Genomic DNA, 21426 nt, shown 5'->3' with positions numbered 1-21426 from the left:
CGGCGGCAGCGTATATCGCGAGTCGCCGCTCCGGCGACGGGCGGGACGGAGCCGTACGGCGGCGGGCGACGGGCAGGACCGGAGCCGTTACGGCGGCGGGCGGTGGGTGGGCGGCGCGCGTGAGGACTTCGGCCCGCGACGGACACGGATGCGTGATGCGGCGGAAACACCGCGTGCCTAATTTCTGTCGACCGACAGGAACACCGGACGAAACACCCGACAGGGGGCCCGGCCATGACCACCAGCAGACCGCCCGCCACCCAGGCGCGGCCACCGCAGGACGTGCGGCCACCCACGCCCGCCACCGGCCCGGGCGGCGACACCGCCGGGCTCGCCGACTTCGGCTACCCCCAGGAACTGCACCGCAGCCTCGGCCGCTACGCGTCCTTCGCCGCCGGCTTCTCCTTCATCTCCGTCCTGACCACGGTCTTCCAGTTCTTCGCCTTCGGCTACTCCTTCGGCGGCCCGCGCTTCTTCTGGACCTGGCCCGCCGTCCTCGTCGGCCAGCTCCTGGTCGCCGCGTGCTTCGCCGAACTCGCCGCCCGCTACCCGATCTCCGGCGCCGTCTACCAGTGGTCGAGCCGGCTCAGCAACGCCGTCTTCGGCTGGTACGCGGGCTGGATCATGGTGCTCGGGCAGATCGTGGTCGTCGCGGCGGCCGCGCTCGCACTCCAGGTGGTGCTGCCGGCCGTCTGGTCCGGCTTCCAGATCATCGGTACGGACACCTCGCCCCTGTCGTCGGACGGCGCGGCGAACGCGGCGCTGCTCGGCATCGTGCTGCTCGCGCTCACCACGGCGGTCAACCTGCTGGACAACAAGGTCATGTCGGTGGTCAACCGGGTCGGCGTCACGGCCGAGATCGTCGGCGCGGTGCTCATCGTCGTCCTGCTGCTCACGCACGCGGACCGCTCGCCGTCCGTCACCGTGCACAGCGGGGGCGGCGGATCCGCGCTGCTGGTCGGGTCGTTCGCGGCCGCGTACGTGATGATCGGCTTCGACAGCGCGGGCGAGATGAGCGAGGAGACGCGGCATCCGCGGCGGGTCGCGCCGCGCACGATCCTCACCGCACTCGCCGCGGCCGGGGTGCTCGCCTCGCTGCTGGTGCTCGCGGCGCTGCTCGCCGCGCCCAGCCTCACCGACGGGCGGCTCGGCACGGACGGGCTGTCGTACGTCCTGACCAGCCGGCTCGGCGACGGGCTCGGGCGGGTGCTGCTGTGCGACGTGGCGCTCGCGGTGGCCGTCGCGACGCTGGCGATCCAGACGTCCGCGACCCGCATGCTCTTCTCGATGGCGCGGGACCGGGCGCTGCCCCTCTCCCCCGCGCTCGCCCGGGTCTCGCCGCGCACCGGGCAGCCGCCCGTGCCCGCGCTCGTGGTCGGCGTCCTCTCGGCGGCGCTGCTGCTCATCGCGTTCGCGTCGCCGGACGCGTGGCTGGCGATCGGCACGACGTGCATCGTCATGCTGTACCTGGCGTACTCGATGGTGACGGGCCCGCAACTGCTGCGCCGGCTGCGGGCGCCGCTCCCGCCGGTGACGGACGAGTCCGGCGCCCCCGCGTTCTCGCTCGGCCGCTGGGGAGTCCCGGTCAACGCCGCGGCCCTGGTGTACGGCCTCGCGATGACCGTGAACCTCGCATGGCCGCGGCCCGCCGTCTACGACCCGTCAGGCGGCCACTGGTACTTCCGCTGGTTCACCCTGCTCTTCCTCGGAGCCGCCCTCGCGCTGGGCGCCGCCTACCGCGCCGTCCGCCGCGTCTCCTCTTCCTGAGGGGCGCTCCGGGCTGCCTCTTGCGGTGGTGCTTGCGGCCTCCCTCCGGGGGAAGACCGCGACGCCCACCGCAAGGGGCAGGACGGGGCGTGACCGGCGAGCTCAGGGACAGCCGACAAGGCGGAGGGCCGCGTCCGCCGTGGCCGAGGCGAAATCGGACCCCGCGCGGTCGCGGGGAGCGAGGATCACGCCCTCGATGAGAGCGAAGAGCAGGTCCGCGCGCAGGGCCAGCTCGCCCGGGGGAAGGGCGGCGCCCACCGCGGTGGCGGCCAGCAGGGCCGCGTAGGCCCTCCGCAGCTCGCCCCGCGCGGAGCGGAACGCGGCGAACCGCTCCGCCCGCACCTCGGGCAGCAGGTAGAGGGCGCCGAGGTTGTGCGGCCCGGCGCACAGCAGCTCGACGTCCGCCCGGCACAGCTCCCACAGCCGCCGCTCGGCGGGGAGTTCCCGGTCGGCCAGCAGCGATTCCGCGAGGGCCAGCGACGGCGTGACCGTGCCCTCCAGCAGCTCCGCGAGCAGTTCCTCCTTGCCGCTGACGTAGTGGTACATCGTCGCCTGCCGCATGCCCGCCCGCTCGGCGATGGCCCGCGTGGTGGTGGCGGTGTAGCCGCGGGTGGTGAACAGTTCGCCCGCGGCGGCGAGCAGCTCCTGCCGCGGGGTGAGTCCGCTGTCGGGGCGGGCCTGCGCGCGGGGCCGCCCGACGCGCCGCCCGCGCTCGCCTCTGCTGCCGCCGGCGCCCTGCTCCGTACCGCTCACGCCGCGATCGTCGCACAACCGCGGACCTCCCTCCGTGCCGGGCGGGCCCGGTGAGCAGCCGGTAACCCGGGCGCAACGCGCGGGCAATCGCGCGGAATCCGCCCCCGCCTAATTTCTGTCGCACGACAGAAACTGGAGGTGCGGCGTGGCGGCAGGGGCGACACGGACGACGTACGGCGCGCGCGACCACGCGCGGGCGCAGCAGGGGCGGCGGTCGGCGGCGATGCCGCTGGTGCCGGCGCCGGACGGGCTGGTGTGGGCGGAGACCGTCGCGGGCGGCAACTACACGCACAAGGCGCTGGCCCGCGGCACCGAACTGCGGCTCGCCGACCCGACCGGCACCGCGTGCGCGCACGTGCTGCTCTTCGCCACCGGCAGCCCGTGGGAGCGGCTCAACGTCGCCGACACCGTGAAGGTCCAGTGGAACGCCTACCTCGGTGCGGGCCGGCTGCTGCTGTCCGACCAGGGCCGTGTGCTGGCCTCGCTGGTGGCCGACACCAGCGGGCGGCACGACACGCTGTGCGGTACGTCCACGGCCGTGCGCAACACCGCGCGGTACGGGGACGGTTCGCCGCAGGGCGGCACCCCGGCGGGCCGGGAGCTGTTCAAACTGGCCGCCGCCAAGCAGGGGTTGGAGCCGCGGGACCTGCCGCCGTCGCTGTCGTTCTTCCAGGGCGTGCGCGTCGAGCCGGACGGCATGCTGGAGTTCACCGGCTCAGCGGGCCCGGGCGCGGCGGTGACGCTGCGCGCGGAGATGCCGCTGACGGTGCTGCTGGCGAACGTACCGCACCCGCTGGACCCGCATCCGTCGTACGTGTGCGGCCCGTTGGAGGTCGCCGCCCGGCCGGGCCGGCCGACCGGGCCGGGCGATCCGCTCTGGGACGACACTCCGGAGGGCCGCCGCGCCTTCCAGAACACCGCGGAGCACCTGACCGCGAAGGGGCTGTGACGACTGTGACGACAGTGATGAACTCGGAAACCTCCGTGACGACCGCGACCGTCGCCGCCCGCGCCCCCTGGTCGGCGGTGATCCCCGCGGGCGGCCTGCTGACCGTCACCGACCTGCACGGCAACCAGGCGGTGGACTTCCTGGTCTACGACGCCGCCGACACGGCGGTCCGCTACAGCGCGCCGGACACGCTCCAGGCGCAGGGCGGCATCTTCCTGACCACCGGCAGCGTCCTGATGTCCAACGAGCACACCCCCCTGATGACGGTCACCGCGGACGGGTGCGGCGGGCACGACACGATCGCCGGGGCCTGCTCGAAGGAGTCCAACACCCTGCGCTACGGCCACCACACCTGGTCGCAGCACGCCTGCGCCGACAACTTCCTGGCCGAGGGCGCCCGCTGGGGCCTCGGCAAGCGCGATCTGGTCAGCAACATCAACTGGTACATGAACGTCCCCGTCGAGGACGACGGCACCCTCGGCATCGTCGACGGCCGCTCGGCCGCGGGACTCTCCGTCACACTGCGCGCCGATCGCGAGGTGCTGGTACTGGTCTCCAACTGCCCGCAGATCAACAACCCCTGCAACGGCTTCGACCCGACGCCGGTGCAGATGACGGTCACCGCCCCGGGGGCCGCCCGATGAGCTTCGACACGCTGCTGGTCGCCAACCGCGGGGAGATCGCCGCCCGCGTGCTGCGCACCGCGCGCCGCATGGGCCTGCGGACCGTCGCGGTCTTCTCCGACCCGGACCGCGGCGCCCCGCACGTCCATCTCGCCGACACCGCCGTGCGGCTGGGGCCCGCGTCCGCCAAGGAGAGCTACCTCGACGCGGACGCCGTGCTCGCCGCCGCGCGCGAGAGCGGGGCGGGCGCGGTGCACCCCGGCTACGGCTTCCTGTCCGAGGACGCGGACTTCGCACGCCGCTGCGAGGCCGCCGGGCTCGTCTTCGTCGGCCCCGAACCGCGGCATCTGGAGGTCTTCGGCGCCAAGCACACCGCGCGGGCCGCCGCGCAGGCCGCCGGGGTTCCCATGCTGCCGGGCACGGGGCTGCTGGCGGACCTGGACGCCGGGCTCGCCGCGGCCGAGGACCTCGGCTACCCGGTGATGCTCAAGGCCACCGGCGGCGGGGGCGGCATCGGGATGCGGGCCTGCCGTACGCCCGCCGAACTGGCCGCCGCCTGGGAGCCGGTGGAGCGCGCCGCGGCGGCGGGCTTCTCCTCCGCCGGGCTCTTCCTGGAGCGCCTGGTGGAGCGCGCCCGGCACGTCGAGGTGCAGGTCTTCGGCGACGGCCGCGGCGGGGTGACCGTGCTCGGCGACCGCGACTGCTCCCTCCAACGGCGCCACCAGAAGGTGCTCGAAGAGGCCCCGGCGCCCGGCCTGCCCGCCGCCCTGCGGGAGCAACTGGCCGAGAGCGCACGCGCGTTGTGCGCCTCGGTCGGCTACCGCTCGGCCGGGACGGTGGAGTTCGTGTACGACGCGGCGCGCGCCGAGGCGTACTTCCTGGAGGTCAACACCCGCCTCCAGGTGGAGCACCCGGTCACCGAGGAGACGTACGGCGTCGACCTCGTGGAGTGGATGCTGCGGCTGGCCCGCGACGGCGAGGCGCCCGGGGAGGCGCCCGAGCCGAGCGGCCACGCGGTGGAGGCGCGCGTCTACGCCGAGGATCCGGCGCGCGGCCACCGGCCCAGCGCCGGGCTGCTCACCCGGGTGGAGTTCCCGCCGGGCGTGCGCGTGGACACCTGGGTCGCGACCGGCACCGAGGTGACCACCGCCTACGACCCGATGCTGGCCAAGGTGATCGCGTACGGGGCCGACCGGGAGGAGGCGCTGGCCAAGCTCGCCGACGCGCTCGCCGCCACCCGCGTCGACGGCGTCGAGACCAACCTCGGCCTGCTGCGGGCCGCGCTCGACGAGCCCGCGCTGCGCGCCGCCACCCACCACACCGCGACGCTGGAGGGCGTCACCGACGCCTCGCGGCGCATCGACGTGGTGCGGGCCGGCACCCTCACGACCGTCCAGGACTGGCCGGGCCGCACGGGGCTCTGGCACGTCGGGGTGCCGCCGTGCGGGCCGATGGACGACCTGTCCTTCCGGCTCGGCAACACCGCGCTGGGCAACGGCGAGGGGACCGCCGGGCTCGAATGCACCCTCCAGGGACCGGCGTTGCGCTTCAGCCACGCCACGACCGTGTGCGTGACGGGCGCGCCCGCGCCCGTCACGGTCGACGGTGTGCCGGTGCCGCAGTGGGAGCCGGTCACCGTGCCGGCCGGCGGGCTGCTGGACGTCGGCGCCCCGCACGAGGCGGGCCTGCGCACGTACGTACTGGTCGCCGGCGGGCTCGACGTACCGCCCTACCTCGGCAGCGCCGCGACGTTCACCCTCGGCCGCTTCGGCGGGCACGGCGGGCGGGCGCTGCGCACCGCCGACGTGCTGCACGGCGGCGCCGCCACCGCCGTCGGCACTCCGGTGGCGCCCGCGCGGCGCCCCGCGATCGGCACCGCATGGGAGATCGGCGCGGTCGAAGGGCCGCACGCCGCGCCGGAGTTCTTCACCGAGCAGGACATCACCGACTTCTACGCGGCCAGTTGGAGCGTGCACTTCAACTCCGCCCGCACCGGCGTCCGGCTCGTCGGCCCCAAACCGCGCTGGGCGCGCGCCGACGGCGGCGAGGCGGGCCTGCACCCGTCCAACATCCACGACACGCCCTACGCGGTCGGCGCGGTCGACTTCACCGGCGACATGCCGGTGCTGCTCGGGCCGGACGGCCCGTCGCTCGGCGGCTTCGTGTGCCCGGCCACCGTGGTGACCGGACAGCGCTGGAAGCTCGGCCAGTTGCGGCCCGGCGACACCGTGCGCTTCGTGCCCGTCACCGAGGACGCGGCCGCGAGCCTGCGGGCCGCGCCCGCCACGGCGCCGGTCGCGTGCCGCCCGGCGCTCGGCGACGGCGGCGTCCTCGGCCGCGCCGAACCCCGCGGCGACAACCCGGCGGTGACGTACCGGCGCAGCGGCGACGACAACCTGCTCGTCGAATACGGGCCCATGCAGCTGGACCTGGCCCTGCGCATGCGGGTGCACGCGCTCGCCGAGCACCTCACCGCGCGGCGGCTGCCCGGCGTCGTCGACCTCACGCCCGGCATCCGCTCGCTCCAGATCCACGTCGACCCCGACGTGCTGCCCACCGGCAAGCTGCTGGACCTCGTCCGCGAGGCCGAGGACCAACTGCCGGCGACCGAGCACCTGGTGGTGCCCAGCCGCACCGTCCATCTGCCGCTGTCGTGGGACGACCCCGCGACCCGCGAGGCCATCGCCCGCTACATGGCGGGCGTCCGCGACGACGCGCCCTGGTGCCCGTGGAACATCGAGTTCATCCGCCGGGTCAACGGGCTCGACTCCGTCGACGACGTCTACCGCACGGTCTTCGACGCGGAGTACCTGGTGCTCGGCCTCGGCGACGTCTACCTCGGTGCGCCCGTCGCCACACCGCTCGACCCGCGGCACCGGCTCGTCACCACCAAGTACAACCCGGCGCGCACCTGGACCGCGGAGAACTCCGTCGGCATCGGCGGGGCCTACCTGTGCGTCTACGGCATGGAGGGGCCGGGCGGCTACCAGTTCGTCGGCCGCACGGTCCAGGTCTGGTCCGGGCGGGACGCGGCGGCGGGCGTCGCCGAGCCGTGGCTGCTGCGCTTCTTCGACCGGATCCGGTGGTATCCGGTCGAGGCCGACGAACTCCTCGACCTGCGCGCCGACATGGCGGCGGGGCGGCTGCGGCTGCGGGTGGAGGAGGGCGAGTTCGCTCTCGCCGAGCACCAGCGCTTCCTCGCGGAGAACGCGGAGTCGATCGAGGGCTTCCGCGCCCGGCAGGGGGCCGCCTTCGCGGCGGAGCGGGCGGCCTGGGAGGCCGCCGGGGAATTCGCCCGGGCCGATTCCGCGGGGGCGGCTCCCGCCGCCGGGCTCGCGGAAGAGGTCGCCGTGCCGCCGGGCGGCTGCGCGGTCGAGGCGGAGTTCGCGGCGGGGGTGTGGCGGGTCGCCGTCCGCGAGGGCGACTGCGTCGCGGCGGGGCAGCACCTTCTCACCCTCGAGGCGATGAAGATGGAGTCCCCGGTGGTGGCGCCCGTCGCCGGCCGCGTGGCCTCGATCCGCGTCACCCCGGGCGACCAGGTCTCCCCGGGCCTCCCCCTCCTGACCCTGGCCCCCCTGTGACGCCCAGCCCCCCGGACCGCTCCTCACGGCACCCCGCAGCGCACGGGGCGTGCGGGGCGTGCGGGGCGTGCGGGGCCCCTCCCGGGCGGAGCATCGGGGAGAACTGCGCGAACAACTCCTACCGGCAGGCGGCCGCGGCGTGAGCCGCACGAGGCACCCCGAAGCGAAAGGCCGACGAATGACCAGAGCGCAGGCGCGCGTCGCCGCGGCGTACCGGGCGATGGAGCGGGCCCGCAGGCCGGACGTGTGGATCGCGCTGCGGCCGGAGGAGGAGGCCGCTGCGGACGCGCGGGAGGTGGACGCCAAGGTCGCGGCGGGGCACGCGCTGCCCCTGGCCGGGACGCTGCTGGGCGTCAAGGGCAACATCGACGTCGCGGGGCTCCCGACCACCGCGGGCTGCCCGGCGTACGCGTACGTGCCGGAGCGCGACGCCCCCGCGGTGGCGGCCCTGCGCGCGGCCGGCGCGGTCGTGCTGGGCTCCACGAACATGGACCAGTTCGCGACCGGCCTGGTCGGCACCCGCAGCCCCTACGGGGCCGTACCCAGCGTGCTCGCGCCGGAGCGGATCGGCGGCGGGTCGAGTTCGGGGTCGGCGGCGGCCGTCGCACTCGGCTTCGCCGACATCGCGCTGGGCACGGACACCGCGGGCTCGGGCCGCGTCCCGGCGGCCTTCCAGGGCATCGTGGGCCTCAAGCCGACGCCCGGCCTGGTGCCGACGGAGGGCGTCGTCCCGGCGTGCGCGAGCCTCGACTGCGTGAGCGTCTTCGCCCGTACGCTGCCGGAGGCCCGCCGCGCCCTCGCGCTGCTGGCGAGCCCCGTCCCGCCGCCGCGCCGCCCGGGCCCGTGGCGGGTCGCGGTCGCGGGCCCCGGCCGGCTCGGCGAGCTGGACGACGGCTGGGAGGAGGCGTACGAGGCTGCCGCCGGGCGGCTCGCGGCCGCCGGCGCCGAGCTGCGGACGATCGACCTGGCGCCGTTCAGCGAGACGGCGGAGCTGCTGTACGGCGGCGCGTTCGTCGCGGAGCGCTACGCCGCCGTGGGCGCGTTCGTGGAGCAGGGCGGCGCGGATCTCGACCCGACGGTGGCCGGCATCATCCGCGCGGCGCGCGACATCCCGGCGCACCGCCTCGTCGCGGACCGCGAGCGGCTCGCCGCCCTGCGCGGGCGCGCGACCGCCGAGCTGGGCCACTGCGACGCGCTGCTCCTGCCGACCGCCCCGGGCCACCCGACGCTCGCCGAGGTCGCCGCCGACCCGGTGGGCACCAACACCCGGCTCGGCCGCTTCACCAACTCGGCGAATCTGCTGGGCCTGTGCGCGGTCGCGGTGCCGGGCGGCACGGTGCGCGGGGGGCCCTTCGGGGTGATGCTGCTGGGCCCGGCGGGCGCGGACGACCGGGTCGCGGAGATCGCCGCGCTGCTCCAGCCGCCGGTGCGGCTCGCGGTCGTAGGGGCGCACCTGTCCGGCCAGCCGCTCAACGGCCAGCTGCTCGCGCTGGGCGCCCGCCTGGCGGAGACGACCGCCACGGCGCCCGCCTACCGGCTGTACGCGCTGGACACGGTGCCGCCCAAGCCGGGCCTGGCGCGGGTGGCGGAGGGCGGGGCGCCCGTCGAGGCCGAGGTGTGGGAGCTGTCCCCGGCGGCCCTGGGCACCCTGGCCGCGGGTCTCCCCCGCCCGATGGCCCTGGGCCGGGTGACCCTGCGCGACGGCACCGAGGCGACGGGCTTCCTCTGCGAGCCCGCCGCCCTCACCGCGGCGCCGGACATCACCCGCTACGGCGGCTGGCGCGCCTACCTGTCCCGTACGGCCTGAGCCCCCGCCCGTACGGATCCGGACAAGCGCACGGGCCCGTACGCCCGCGGCCCGCCACCGGCCGCGACCGCCCACCGCGGCCGTCCGCGACCTGCACTGCGGGGTTCGTCCCCCGCGTCCGTACACTGGCGCGACCACAGGCCCTCGGGGAGAGGACATCCGCCTCATGCGTCACCGCACCGCCCTCACCGCTGTCGCGCTCGGCGCGGCGCTCGCCGCCACCGCGCTCAGCGGATGCTCGTCGGACTCCTCCGGCAAGAAGTCCGACGACGCGAAGGCCCCTTCGACCGGCACCTCCACCGGCACCGCCGCCGCGTCGGGCGGGAGCAGCGCCCCCTCGGACAGCAGCAGTCCGCCCGCGAAGCCCGCGCGGAAGGTGTCGGGGCACCTGGACTTCACCGGGGCCGCCTCCGGCGGGGCCGACTTCTCCGGCGGCGTGGTGTGCGAGGTCAAGAACGGCAAGCTCATCGGGGTGACGACGCCGGACGTGCTGGCGAAGAAGCAGATCTTCCCGTCCTTCATCGCCACGACCGCCGACAGCCCCACGCAGGTGGCCCTCTTCAACACCCCGGACGGCACGTCGTACTCCGGGCGGGTGCCGAAGTCGCAGGGCGTGACCGCGAAGAAGTCCGGCGGCACCTGGACGGTGACCGTCGACGGCCTGCAGATCGCCAAGGACTACAGCGGCGCGGGCGCGGTGGTGACCCTCAAGGGCTCCCTGACCTGCACCCGGGTGAGCTGAGCCGAGCCGGCGCGAGGCCCGGGCTCAGCCCACCGACGAGTACGCCACGACCCCCCGCAGCAGGCCGTCCACGGCCTTGCGGGCGGTGCGCCGGACGGGGCTGCCCTCCGGGGCGGCCTCGCTGATCTGGCCCAGGACGTCGATGAGCTGCTTGCACCAGCGCACGAAGTCGCCGGCGGGCATGTCGGCGTCGCCGAGGACGGCGTCCAGGCCGTGGCCGGAGGCCCAACGGTAGGCCGGCCACGCGAAGCCGAGGTCGGGTTCGCGCTGGCCGACGCCCTCGGTCTGGTTGATCCGGTGGTCCTCCTCCAGCGCGTCGAGCCGGCCCCAGATGCGGACCATCTCGGCGAGCGCGGCCCGCGCCTCGCCGCTGGGCAGCTTGGGCGCCGCCGCGTCGTCGGCCTGCCGGGACTCGTAGACGAGGGCGGAGGCGCACGCGGCCAGCTCCGCCGGGTTCAGCCCGTCCCACACACCGTCCCGCAGGCACTCGCTCGCCAGCAGGTCCAGCTCGCCGTAGAGGCGGGCGAGCCGGCGGCCCTCGGGGGTCACCTTGTCCCCCTCCAGGTAGCCCAGTTGCGTGAGCACCGCGCACACCCGGTCGAAGGTGCGGGCGATGGTGTTGGTGCGGCCCTCGATGCGGCGCTCCAGCTGCTGGGTGTCGCGGCGCAGCCGGTGGTAGCGCTCGGCCCAGCGGGCGTGGTCCTCGCGCTCGTCGCAGCCGTGGCAGGGGTGCGCGCGGATCGCGGCGCGCAGCCGCAGGATCTCGGTGTCGTCGGCGGCGGCCGACCGCTCCTTGCGGCGGTGGTGCGCGGGGGCCGCCCAGCCCGCCGTCCCGGCCTTGCTGCGCATCGCCGAGGCGAGGTCGCGGCGGGACTGCGGGCTGCGCGGGTTGAAGGACTTGGGGATGCGCATCCGGTCCAGCGCCTCGACGGGCACCGGGAAGTCCAGCTGCGCGAGCCGCTTGACCTGCCGCTCGGCGGTGAGCACGAGCGGGCGCGGCCCGTCGTGGTAGACACCGTCGCGCGGGATGTGCCCGGCGGCGCGGCCGCCCGGGATGCCGGGCTCCAGCACCAGCGCGAGCCCCGCGTACTTCCCGGCGGGGACGTGGATGATGTCGCCGGGCCTGAGCTTCTCCAGGGCCTCGGTCGCGGCGGCACGGCGCAGCGACGCGCCCTGCCGCGACAGGTGCGCCTCGCGCTCCTTCAGCTCGCGGCGCAGCGCCATGTACGCGTCGAAGTCGCCGAGATGGCAGGTCATCGACTCCTTGTAGCCGTCGAGGCCTTCCTCGTTGCGCTGCACCTGCCGGGAGATGCCGACGACGGACCGGTCGGCCTGGAACTGCGCGAACGACGTCTCCAGCAGCTCCCGCGAGCGGTGCCGCCCGAACTGCCCGACGAGGTTGACGGCCATGTTGTACGAGGGTTTGAAGGACGACCGCAGCGGGTAGGTCCGCGTCCCGGCCAGGCCCGCGACGGCGCCGGGGTCGAAGCCGCGCTGCCACAGCACCACGGCGTGGCCCTCGACGTCGATGCCACGCCGCCCGGCGCGGCCGGTGAGCTGGGTGTACTCGCCGGGCGTGATGTCGGCGTGGGTCTCGCCGTTCCACTTCACGAGCTTTTCCAGCACCACCGAGCGGGCCGGCATGTTGATGCCGAGCGCGAGCGTCTCGGTGGCGAAGACCGCCTTGACCAGGCCGGCGGTGAAGAGCTCCTCGACGACCTCCTTGAAGGCCGGCAGCATGCCCGCGTGGTGGGCGGCGATGCCGCGCTCCAGGCCCTCCAGCCACTCGAAGTAGCCGAGGACGTGCAGATCCTCGTCGGGGATGGAGCGGGTGCGCTCCTCGACGATCGCCCGGACCCGGGCGCGGGCCTCGTCGTTGTTCAGCCGCAGCCCGGCGTACAGGCACTGCTGGACGGCGGCCTCGCAGCCGGCCCGGCTGAAGATGAAGGTGATGGCGGGCAGCAGGCCCTCGGCGTCGAGCCGGTCGATGACCTCGGCGCGGCTGGGCGTCCAGACCCGGCTGCGGGCGCGCCGCTCGCGCTCCCGGTCGGCCTCCCGGCCGCGCTTGGCGCGGGGGTGGTAACTGCGCTGGTTCTCCATGCGGGCGAGGCGTTCGAGGTCGGCGTTGACCTCGCGGCGGCCGCGGGTGCCGTTGGCGCCGGGGGTGCCGGTGTCGCCGGCCTTCTCCTCGAAGAGGTCGTACATCCGGCGGCCGGCCAGCACGTGCTGCCACAGCGGGACGGGGCGGTGCTCGGAGACGATGACCTGGGTGTCGCCGCGTACGGTGTCCAGCCAGTCGCCGAACTCCTCGGCGTTGGAGACGGTCGCGGACAGCGACACCAGCGTCACGGACGGCGGGAGGTGGATGATCACCTCTTCCCACACCGCGCCGCGGAAGCGGTCGGAGAGGTAGTGCACCTCGTCCATGACCACGTAGCCGAGGCCGTCGAGGGCTGCGGAGCCGGCGTAGAGCATGTTGCGCAGCACCTCGGTGGTCATGACGATCACCGGTGCGTTGCCGTTGACGCTGTTGTCGCCGGTGAGCAGGCCCACCTTGTCCGTGCCGTAGCGCTTGGCCAGGTCGTTGTACTTCTGGTTGGAGAGCGCCTTGATCGGGGTGGTGTAGAAGCACTTGCGGCCCTCGGCGAGGGCGAGGTGGACGGCGAACTCGCCGACGATGGTCTTTCCGGAGCCGGTGGGGGCGGCGACCAGCACGCCGCTGCCCGCCTCCAGCGCCTGGCAGGCCTCTATCTGGAACGGGTCGAGGCCGAAGTCGTACAGCTCGCGGAACTGCGCCAGTGCGGTGGCGTTCTCCACGGCACGGCGGCGGCTCGCGGCGTAGCGCTCGGCAGGCGACATCTGCGACATCTCGTCGGAGGACTCGCCGTACATCTCGTCGGACTTCTCGTCTGTCATCTCGCTCCTGAGCCTACCCAACGGGACTGACACACCGCGTGATCTTTATCTCCGGGCGGATCGGGGAATCCCCCGGGGAGCCACGCCTGCCTGCTCGCGGGGCAGGAGGGACGGACGGGGCGCGGCTCAGGCCAGCAGCCGCAGGGCTCCCGGCACGGTCTCGGCGGACAGCGGCAGCGGGCCCACCCGCTCGCCGTCGGCGTAGGCCGTGACGTCGTCGGCGGCGAGCCGCACCCGGGCGGCGCGGTGCACGGTGACGACCGGGTGCCGCGGGTGCTTGCCGCTGTAGACGAGCGGGAAGACCCGCAGCAGGGTGCGGCGGGTGCAGGGGCCGACGACGCAGACGTCGAAGAGCCCGTCGTCCATCTCCGCGTCCGCGCACATGCGCATGCCGCCGCCGTACGAGGAGCCGTTGCCGACCGCGATGAGGGTGGCGTCCAGCTCGCGCTCGGGGGCGTCGTCGAACTGCACCCGGTAGCGGATGGGGCGCAGCGCGGCCAGCTCGGCGAGCATCGCCACGTCGTAGCGGAAGCGGCCGCGGGGCCAGCTCATCCGGTTGCCGCGGTCGTTGACGCGGGAGTCGAAGCCGGTCGCCATGACGGTGCAGAACCAGCGGCCGCCGGTCCGGCCCAGGTCGACCGGGCGGCTGCGGCCCTCCGTCAGCGCCGCGGCGATGACGGCGCCGGCGGCGGCCGGGTCGCGCACGGGCAGGCCGCTGACCCGGGCGAAGTCGTTGCCGGTGCCGGCGGCGACCACGCCGAGCGGGGTCCCGGTGCCGGCCACGGCCTGCAGGGCGAGCGAGACCATGCCGTCGCCGCCGACCGCGACCAGCGCGCCGGTGCCGCCGTCGACGGCCTTGCGGGCCTGGTCGAGGGCGTCTGCGGCGTCGGAGCCGACGACGGTGCGGACGGCCAGGCCCGCCGAGCGCAGCGCCTCGGCGGCGGGGCGGGCGGCCCTGGCGCCTCTGCCGCGTCCGGAGGTCGGGTTGACGAGAAGGGTGATGTCGCCGGTCACGGGCGGACCCTATCCCGTATCACCGCTCCGGCGGTACGGGCCGGGTCCCCCGGGAAAGCGCCGGTCAGGTGGCGTCGTCGTAGCCGTTGCCGCGCCGGTCGTCGTCGCGGCCGTCGCCGTCGTCCTCGTCGTCGAGCGGTTCGACGGAGCCGACCTGCTCGGGGATGTGGTCCAGGCTGGAGGCCTCGTCCGGGTCGAGTCCGAAGTCGGGGTCGGCGGCGCGGCGGCGGGCCCTGCGCGAGTCGTTGAAGAAGCACACGCCGACCGCGATGAAGTACAGCAGCACGATGGGCGCGGCCAGCAGGCACATGGTGAGCGGGTCGCCGGTGGGCGTGGCGACCGCGGCGAAGACGGTGATGCCGATGACCATGGCGCGCCACCAGCCGAGCATCCGCCTGCCGGTGACCATGCCGGTGAAGTTCAGCGCGACGAGCGCGAGCGGCAGCTCGAAGGCGAGGCCGAAGACGATGACCAGCCGGACGACGAGGTCGAGGAAGTCGTCCAGCGGCAGCAGGTTGGTGGTGTCGTCCGGCACGAAGCCGATCATGATCCGCGCGGTCTGCGGCAGGATCTCGTACGCCAGCACCGCGCCGCCGAGGAAGAGCGGCACGCCCGCGCCGACGAAGCCCAGCGTGTAGCGCTTCTCGTTCTTGTGCAGGCCGGGGGCGAGGAAGCCCCACAGCTGGTACAGCCAGACCGGGGACGCGCCGACCACGCCGGCCATCAGCGAGACCTTCAGCGCGATGGAGAAGCCGCCCATCAGACCGCTGACGGTCATGGTGGCGCAGGCGTCGCTGCCCTTGTGGCCCGCCGAGCTGCCGTCGAGGCAGCGGACGTTGTCCGGGATGCGCTGCTGCAGCAGGTGGATGATGTCCTTGTAGAAGAACGCGGCCACGATGGTGACGGCGATGACCGCGAGCACGGACTTGAACAGCCGGTTGCGCAGCTCTCGCAGGTGGTCCGCGAGCGGCATCCGCCCCTCGGGGTCCTTCTGCTGCTTGCGGGCAGTCTTGAGCACCCACGTCCTCGTCTCGTGCGGCAGCCGTCGGCGGTGCTTCTCGGCTTGGTCGTTCGGCTTGGTCGTTCGGCTTGGTCGTTCGCTGTCCGGCCCGGCGGCCGCCGGGACCGCCGGGCGGGCGGTCAGCCGGTGGTCGTCGTGCGGTCCTCGACCGGGCGGGCGCTGGCGGTGTCGCCGGGCGCGGCCTGGATGGTCTTCGGGGCCGCCTGCTCCTGGGCCGCGGTGCCGGGCTGCGCCGCGGGCGTCGGGTCGTCGTTCTTCATGGCCTTGGCCTCGCTCTTGAGGATGCGGGCCGACTTGCCGAGCGACCTGGCCATGTCGGGCAGCTTCTTGGCGCCGAAGAGCAGGACGACGACGAGAAGGATCAGTAGGAGCTCAAGGGGCTTGAGGTTGCCGAGCATGATTCGTCTACCTTCTCACCGGGGGCGGCGTGGTCCGTGCGGTACGTCGTTGCGAGGGCCGGTGGCCGTCGGTTCGCCCCGGTCTCCCGGTCCTCCGGCCATCACCCACGCAAGGATCGTAGCGTGCGGCGGTGAACGCCGGAATGAGTGCCGGAGTCCACCAGGTTGCGACCGCACCGGAACCGTGCCTGATCAGCGGGCCCCGGGCGGTGTCCGGTCGCCGGGTCAGCGTACCTTCACGCGGGCCGCCGCGGCAGGCTCAGCGACGGGTGATCTCGCCCGCGGTCCTGGCCAGCGGGGCGGCGGCGCGCTGCAGCCGGTCTCCCGCGGTGCCCAGCGCCTCGCTGCTGACGGCCACCTGCGCGGCCAGTTCGCCCACCGCGCGGAAGACCCGGGCGGCGAACACCGCGAGCACCAGCAGGCCCGCGGCCGCCAGGCCGACGCTCAGAAAGATCCACCACATGGCCCGGCAGCCTACCGCTGCAGCCGCATGGTCCGGACGCCGCCGAGGGTCAGCAGCTCCACGATCCGCTCCGGGGCCGGTTTGCGCACCGCCTCGCCGCACTCGGGGCAGGTGAAGGAGTAGAAGGTGGTGCGGGCGCTGGCGCCGACGGCCAGCCGCAGGGCGTCGGCGGTGATCTCGAAGCTGGTCCGGCAGTGCGGGCAGCCGGCCCGGAAGACCGCGGGGCCGGCCCCGGCCCCGGCCTCGGGCGGCGGGCAGCTCACCGTCATCGGCGTCCTCTACTCCCCGTATCCGGCGAGGGCGCGTACGGCCGCGTCGCGCGCGTCGGCCGCGAGCGCGGCGGGCGCCACGATCCGCCCGTCGCGGCCCAGCCGCAGCGCGAGCCGGCGCAGCGAGCCGGGATCGGGGGTGCGCAGCGTGATGCGCAGCCCGCCGTCCGGCAGCTCCTCCGCGCTGTCGTGCGGGTAGTACTCGGCGACCCAGCGCCCGCCCGGCCCCACCTCGACGACGACCTCGGGATCGTCGCCGGCCGGCTGCACGAGCCCCTGCGACAGGTCGCGCGGCTCCAGCCGGGGCGGGTCGGACGGCTCGTCCAGCAGCCGGATCTCGGCGACCCGGTCCAGCCGGAAGGTGCGCCGGTCCTCGGAGAGCCGGCACCAGCCCTCGACGTAGGTGTGGCCCACCGCGAACAGCCGGATCGGGTCGACCTCGCGCTCGGTCAGCGAATCGCGCGCCGGGGAGTAGTAGCGCATCCACAGCCGGCGCCGCTCGGTGAGCGCGCGGTCCACGGTGGCGAAGACGCTGCCCTCGGACTCGAAGGTCACCGACAGCCGGGAGCTGCCGCCGGCCGCCTCGCCCGCGGCTGCCTCCAGCTTGGCGCCGGCCCGCAGCAGGGCCTGCCGGTCGCTGTCCCGCAGCCCCGGCAGGTTGGCCACCGCGCGGGCGGCGACCAGCAGGGCCGTCGCCTCGTCCGCGGCCAGCCGCAGCGGCTGGGCCACGTCGTCGGCGGTGCCGGGGTTGTGCCACCAGATCTGCTCGCCGTCGGTGTCGATGTCGAGCAGGTCGCCGCCGCGGAAGCTGGTGCCGCACAGCGGGAGGACGTTCAGGTCGCCGATCAGCTCGGCCTCGGTCACGCCGAAGGCGCGCGCCACCTCGTCCACCCGGGCGCCGGGCCGCTCGCGCAGGTACGTCACCAGGGACAGCATCCTGCGGGTCTGGTCGATCGCGTTGCTCATGCCGCCGTCTCCCGTTCAGCCCTCGTCAGCCCTTGGCCACGGCGCGCAGCCGGTCCAGCACCTCGGAGCGCAGCTCCTCGGGTGCCAGCACGACCACGTCGGGCCCGAATTCGGCGAGCCACGCCTCCAGCCCGTGGCCGTAGGGGACCTCCAGCTCGTCCCACTCGGCGTCGACCGGGGTCAGGACCACCGCGCGGGCCCGCAGCGGGTAGCCGCTGTCGCGGCGCAGCCGGATGGTGGCGGTGGCCGTGGCTCCCTCGCCCGCCCAGCGCTCCACGGCCGCGCGGACGTCCACGTGCGCGGGCACCTCGGCGGTGAAGCGGCCGCGGGCCTTGACCCGGCCGCTGATCCGGGACAGCCGGAAGACCCGTACGGCGCCGCGGTCGCGGTCGTGGCCGGCCATGTACCAGTGGCCGCGCCAGCACTCCAGCGCCCACGGCTCGACCAGCCGCGGCTCGGGGCGTACGGCGTTGGCCTTGCGGTAGTCGAAGGCGACCGCGCGGCGCTCGCGGGTGGCCAGCATCAGCGCCTCGAAGGCCGGCTCCGGCGTGGGGATCCGCGGCTCCAGCGCGCTGTGCGTGTCCTCGTACGGCACCCCGGCCGCGCGCAGCTTCTGCAGCGCGCCGCTGGCGGCCTCGGCGAGCCGGGCCTGCTGCCAGACCTTCGCGGCGAGCGCGAGGGCGGCGGCCTCCTCGGGGTCGAGGGCGATGTCGGGCAGCCGGTTGCGGTCGCGGCGGGCGAGGTAGCCGAACTCGCCCTCCAGGTTCTCGACGGTGTCGATGAGCAGGCCGAGCTCGCGCAGGTCGTCCTTGTCCCGCTCGAACATCCGGTTGAAGGCGTCGTCCGAGGCCACCTCGTGGTAGGCCTCGATGGAGGCGCGCAGCTCGCGCTTGCTGACCGGACGGCGGGTGTTCATCAGGCACAGGGCCAGGTTCATCAGCCGCTCGGCTTTGGCGATCGCCACCGCCACCCCCTTCTGTCTCTTCCGCGTCATCCGGTGCCTGCTGCCGCCCGGATGTCCCCCCGCACCGTACCGCGCGCGGCGGGCCCGCAGGCCCGGGCCCGTCCCCCGTGCACACGCGGGGGGACGGCACCCTGTCCGCGGGGCCTGCCGCAGTGACGTCAGACCGAGACCAGGTCGCAGACGAAGATCAGCGTCTCGCCGGGCTTGATCGCGTCACCGGCGCCCCGGTCGCCGTACGCCAGGTGCGGCGGGATGATGAGCTGGCGGCGGCCGCCGACCTTCATGCCCTGCACACCGCGGTCCCAGCCGGGGATGACCCGGCCGGCGCCCAGCGGGAAGCTCAGCGGCGCGCCGCGGTTCCAGCTCGCGTCGAACTCCTCGCCGGTGGAGAAGGCGACGCCGACGTAGTGGACCGCGACCGTGGCACCGGCCTCGGCGACCGGTCCTTCGCCCTCCCAGATGTCCTTGATCTCCAGGTCGGCCGGCGGCTCGCCGCCCGGGAAGTCGATCTCGGGCTTCTCGATGTTCACAGTCCGTGCTCCTTGTACGGTTGCGGGCAACCTGGACAGTCTTGCAGAGTCCGGTCGGCAGCGTCCGTGGGGCCTGTGGACGACGCGGGCTGCGAGGGCTGCCGGAACAGCGGTCAGATCACAGCGATGATGTCGACGGTGAAGACCAGCGTCGAGTTGGCCGGGATCGTTTGCTGGGCCTGGTCGCCGTAGGCCTGGTCCGGCGGGGTCACCAGCACCACCCGGCTGCCGACCTTCTTGCCCGCCAGGCCCTTCGTCCAGCCGGGGATGACGCCGCTGAGCGGGAAGTCGGTGAGCTGCTTGCGGGAGTAGCTGGAGTCGAACTCCTTGCCGCCGTCCCACAGCACGCCCTTGTACTGCACCAGCAGCGTGTCGGTCTCCTTGACGGTGGCGCCGTCGCCCTCGATGACGTAGTTGGACACCAGCTTCGTGGGTGCCTTGACCTTGGGCACGGTGACCGACGGCGCCAGGCCGTCGACGTTGGTGCCGACCTTCGGCAGGTTGGCGTCGTCCTGCGGGACGAGCTTGCCCTTGGCCGACGAGCGGCCGTTCCACACGTCGAGGACGTCCACGACGAAGACCAGCGTGTCGGTGCCGGCGATACCCGCCTGCGCGTTGCCGGAGGTGCCGTAGCCGAGGGCCGGCGGGACGCCCAGCATGACCCGGCTGTTGGCCTTGGCGCCGATCAGGCCCTGGTCCCAGCCGGGGATGACCTTCTGCGCGCCGATCTGGGTGGCGTACGGCTGCTTCGCCTTGCCGTCGGCGTCCTTGCCCCAGGAGGTGTCGAAGACCTTCGCGGACTTCCAGATCTGGCCCAGGTAGTTCACCCGGACGTAGTCACCCGCGGCGACCGCGACACCGCTGCCCTGGATCAGCGTCTTGACGGCGAGTTCCTTGGACGGGGTCCCGGGGCCCTTGGCGACGGTCGGCTTCATGTTGAAGGCCGTCCCGGCGGTGACGGCGGGCAGCGGGCCGGACACGGTCGCCGTGGACGTGGCCGAGGGGGTCGCCGAGTCGGTGGCCGAGGGCGACGTGGAAGCCCCGGAGCCGCTCTTGCCGGAGTCTTTTCCGCAGCCGGCGGCGGTGAGCATGAGCGCGGGTACGGCGAGCAGGACGGAGCGTCGGCGCACAGGATCCTCGTTCGGGTCGGGGGCGGGGCTTTCGGTCGTGGGTTTGCCGCCCCACACCCTACGGTGTGCCACAGGCCCCGTACGACTTCCGTACGGGGCCTGTGGGCTTGCTGTGCAGGCACTTCGGCCCGGTGGTGCCCGGCACGGCCGGGCCGCCCGGTCCTACATTCCGGCGATCAGCTTCTCCACCCGGTCGTCGACCGACCGGAAGGGGTCCTTGCACAGCACGGTGCGCTGCGCCTGGTCGTTGAGCTTCAGATGCACCCAGTCGACGGTGAAGTCGCGGCGCTGCTCCTGGGCGCGGCGGATGAAGTCGCCGCGCAGCCGGGCCCTGGTGGTCTGCGGCGGCACGGACTTGGCCTCGAAGATCCGCAGGTCGTTGCAGACGCGCGCGGCCTGGCCCTTGCGCTCCAGCAGGTAGTACAGCCCCCGGCGGCGGTGGATGTCGTGATAGGCGAGGTCTATCTGGGCGACCCGCGGGTGCGACATGGAGATGTTGTCGCGGCTCCGGTAGCGCTCGATGAGCTGGTACTTCATGACCCAGTCGATCTCGGTGCCGATCCGGCCCAGGTCGCCGCTGCCGATCGACTCCAGCGCCCGGCCCCACAGCTCCAGCACCTGGTCGATGACACCGCTGCGGATGCCGCGGCGCTCGCAGAACTCCACGGCCTTGGAGTAGTACTCCTCCTGGATCTCCAGCGCCGACGCCTCGCGCCCGGACGCGAGGCGCACCTTGCGGCGTCCCGTTATGTCGTGGCTGACCTCGCGGATGGCCCGGATCGGGTTCTCCAGCGTCAGGTCGCGCATCACCGTCCCGGCCTCGATCATCCGCAGCACCAGGTCGGTCGCGCCGACCTTGAGCAGCATCGTGGTCTCGGACATGTTGGAGTCGCCGACGATGACGTGCAGCCTGCGGTAGCGCTCGGCGTCGGCGTGCGGCTCGTCGCGGGTGTTGATGATCGGCCGGGAGCGGGTGGTGGCCGAGCTGACCCCCTCCCAGATGTGCTCGGCGCGCTGGCTCACGCAGAAGACGGCGCCGCGCGGGGTCTGGAGGACCTTGCCCGCGCCGCACAGCAGCTGCCGCGTCACGAGGAAGGGAATCAGGATGTCGGCGAGCCGGGAGAATTCCCCGTGCCTGGCCACCAGGTAATTCTCGTGGCATCCGTAGGAGTTGCCGGCCGAGTCGGTGTTGTTCTTGAAGAGGTAGACGTCCCCGGCGATGCCCTCTTCGTGCAGCCTGCGTTCGGCGTCGACGAGAAGGCCTTCGAGGATCCGTTCACCGGCCTTGTCGTGCGTGACGAGTTCGGTGACGTTGTCGCACTCGGGAGTGGCGTACTCCGGGTGCGAGCCGACGTCGAGGTAGAGGCGGGCGCCGTTGCGGAGGAAAACATTGCTGCTCCGGCCCCATGACACGACACGGCGGAAGAGGTACCGCGCCACCTCGTCAGGGGACAGGCGCCGCTGTCCCCTGAACGTGCACGTGACGCCGTACTCGTTCTCCAGCCCGAAAATGCGGCGGTCCATGTCTGAACA

18 protein-coding genes are annotated in these 21426 nt (G+C 74.1%); 6 read left to right on the top strand and 12 right to left on the bottom strand.

The window, feature by feature from the left end; all coding sequences use genetic code 11:
- Nucleotides 1–234 precede the first annotated feature (234 nt).
- Complete coding sequence (locus tag IH54_RS0110405; protein ID WP_031515157.1) at nt 235–1767, top strand: amino acid permease; 1533 nt, start codon at nt 235–237, stop codon at nt 1765–1767.
- Between the two features lie 102 nt (nt 1768–1869).
- Here the strand turns inward: IH54_RS0110405 and IH54_RS0110400 are convergent, their stop codons facing one another.
- A complete protein-coding gene (locus IH54_RS0110400; RefSeq protein WP_031515155.1) occupies nt 1870–2520 on the bottom strand; it encodes a TetR/AcrR family transcriptional regulator in 651 nt (216 codons plus the stop codon).
- Between the two features lie 145 nt (nt 2521–2665).
- Between IH54_RS0110400 and IH54_RS0110395 the strand changes: the two genes are divergently transcribed.
- The 5 genes from IH54_RS0110395 to IH54_RS0110375 all read left to right on the top strand — a co-directional run bounded on the left by IH54_RS0110395 (nt 2666) and on the right by IH54_RS0110375 (nt 10222).
- The gene (locus tag IH54_RS0110395) at nt 2666–3469 is read left to right on the top strand and encodes an urea amidolyase associated protein UAAP1 (protein WP_031515154.1); all 804 of its coding nucleotides are present in this window, start codon (nt 2666–2668) and stop codon (nt 3467–3469) included.
- A gap of 17 nt (nt 3470–3486) precedes the next feature.
- The gene (locus tag IH54_RS0110390) at nt 3487–4113 is read left to right on the top strand and encodes an urea amidolyase associated protein UAAP2 (RefSeq protein WP_043180402.1); all 627 of its coding nucleotides are present in this window, start codon (nt 3487–3489) and stop codon (nt 4111–4113) included.
- The gene (uca, locus tag IH54_RS0110385; protein WP_031515150.1) at nt 4110–7673 is read left to right on the top strand and encodes an urea carboxylase; all 3564 of its coding nucleotides are present in this window, start codon (nt 4110–4112) and stop codon (nt 7671–7673) included. Before IH54_RS0110390 ends, uca begins: the two co-directional genes overlap by 4 nt.
- Before the next feature lie 178 nt (nt 7674–7851).
- On the top strand, nt 7852–9480 hold the full coding sequence (locus tag IH54_RS0110380) for an allophanate hydrolase (RefSeq protein ID WP_031515148.1): 1629 nt from the start codon (nt 7852–7854) through the stop codon (nt 9478–9480).
- Between the two features lie 166 nt (nt 9481–9646).
- Nucleotides 9647–10222, top strand: a complete 576-nt coding sequence (locus tag IH54_RS0110375) for a hypothetical protein (protein WP_031515146.1) — start codon at nt 9647–9649, stop codon at nt 10220–10222.
- A 24-nt stretch (nt 10223–10246) separates the two neighbouring features.
- Here the strand turns inward: IH54_RS0110375 and IH54_RS0110370 are convergent, their stop codons facing one another.
- The 11 genes from IH54_RS0110370 to pafA all read right to left on the bottom strand — a co-directional run bounded on the left by IH54_RS0110370 (nt 10247) and on the right by pafA (nt 21417).
- A complete protein-coding gene (locus IH54_RS0110370; protein ID WP_078862079.1) occupies nt 10247–13138 on the bottom strand; it encodes a DEAD/DEAH box helicase in 2892 nt (963 codons plus the stop codon).
- Nucleotides 13139–13264: 126 nt separating this feature from the next.
- Complete coding sequence (locus IH54_RS0110365; protein WP_031515142.1) at nt 13265–14152, bottom strand: diacylglycerol kinase; 888 nt, start codon at nt 14150–14152, stop codon at nt 13265–13267.
- Between the two features lie 64 nt (nt 14153–14216).
- Entirely contained in the window at nt 14217–15170 is a 954-nt protein-coding gene (tatC, locus tag IH54_RS0110360) for a twin-arginine translocase subunit TatC (RefSeq protein ID WP_031515140.1), read from the bottom strand.
- 122 nt (nt 15171–15292) lie between these two features.
- Nucleotides 15293–15571, bottom strand: coding sequence for a Sec-independent protein translocase subunit TatA (tatA, locus tag IH54_RS0110355; protein WP_031515138.1), 279 nt, complete (start codon nt 15569–15571; stop codon nt 15293–15295).
- A 259-nt stretch (nt 15572–15830) separates the two neighbouring features.
- A complete protein-coding gene (locus IH54_RS0110350) occupies nt 15831–16034 on the bottom strand; it encodes a hypothetical protein (protein ID WP_031515136.1) in 204 nt (67 codons plus the stop codon).
- Nucleotides 16035–16045: 11 nt separating this feature from the next.
- A complete protein-coding gene (locus IH54_RS0110345; RefSeq protein WP_031515134.1) occupies nt 16046–16303 on the bottom strand; it encodes a hypothetical protein in 258 nt (85 codons plus the stop codon).
- Between the two features lie 9 nt (nt 16304–16312).
- Nucleotides 16313–17269 (bottom strand): helix-turn-helix transcriptional regulator, encoded by a 957-nt coding sequence (locus tag IH54_RS0110340; RefSeq protein WP_031515132.1) that lies wholly within the window; start codon nt 17267–17269, stop codon nt 16313–16315.
- Nucleotides 17270–17294: 25 nt separating this feature from the next.
- Nucleotides 17295–18233: a helix-turn-helix transcriptional regulator gene (locus IH54_RS0110335; protein WP_031515130.1), complete on the bottom strand. Its 939-nt coding sequence runs from the start codon at nt 18231–18233 to the stop codon at nt 17295–17297.
- 158 nt (nt 18234–18391) lie between these two features.
- Nucleotides 18392–18763, bottom strand: a complete 372-nt coding sequence (locus IH54_RS0110330) for an FKBP-type peptidyl-prolyl cis-trans isomerase (RefSeq protein ID WP_031515128.1) — start codon at nt 18761–18763, stop codon at nt 18392–18394.
- A gap of 113 nt (nt 18764–18876) precedes the next feature.
- Complete coding sequence (locus IH54_RS0110325) at nt 18877–19893, bottom strand: FKBP-type peptidyl-prolyl cis-trans isomerase (protein ID WP_031515126.1); 1017 nt, start codon at nt 19891–19893, stop codon at nt 18877–18879.
- 162 nt (nt 19894–20055) lie between these two features.
- Entirely contained in the window at nt 20056–21417 is a 1362-nt protein-coding gene (gene pafA, locus IH54_RS0110320; protein WP_031515124.1) for a Pup--protein ligase, read from the bottom strand.
- Nucleotides 21418–21426: the final 9 nt, after the last annotated feature.

Source organism: Streptomyces sp. NRRL F-5123 (assembly GCF_000721495.1).
Taxonomy (GTDB): Bacteria; Actinomycetota; Actinomycetes; order Streptomycetales; family Streptomycetaceae; genus Actinacidiphila.
Note: the sequence above shows the minus strand (reverse complement) of the source record. Positions and strands in the feature narration are given on the sequence as shown.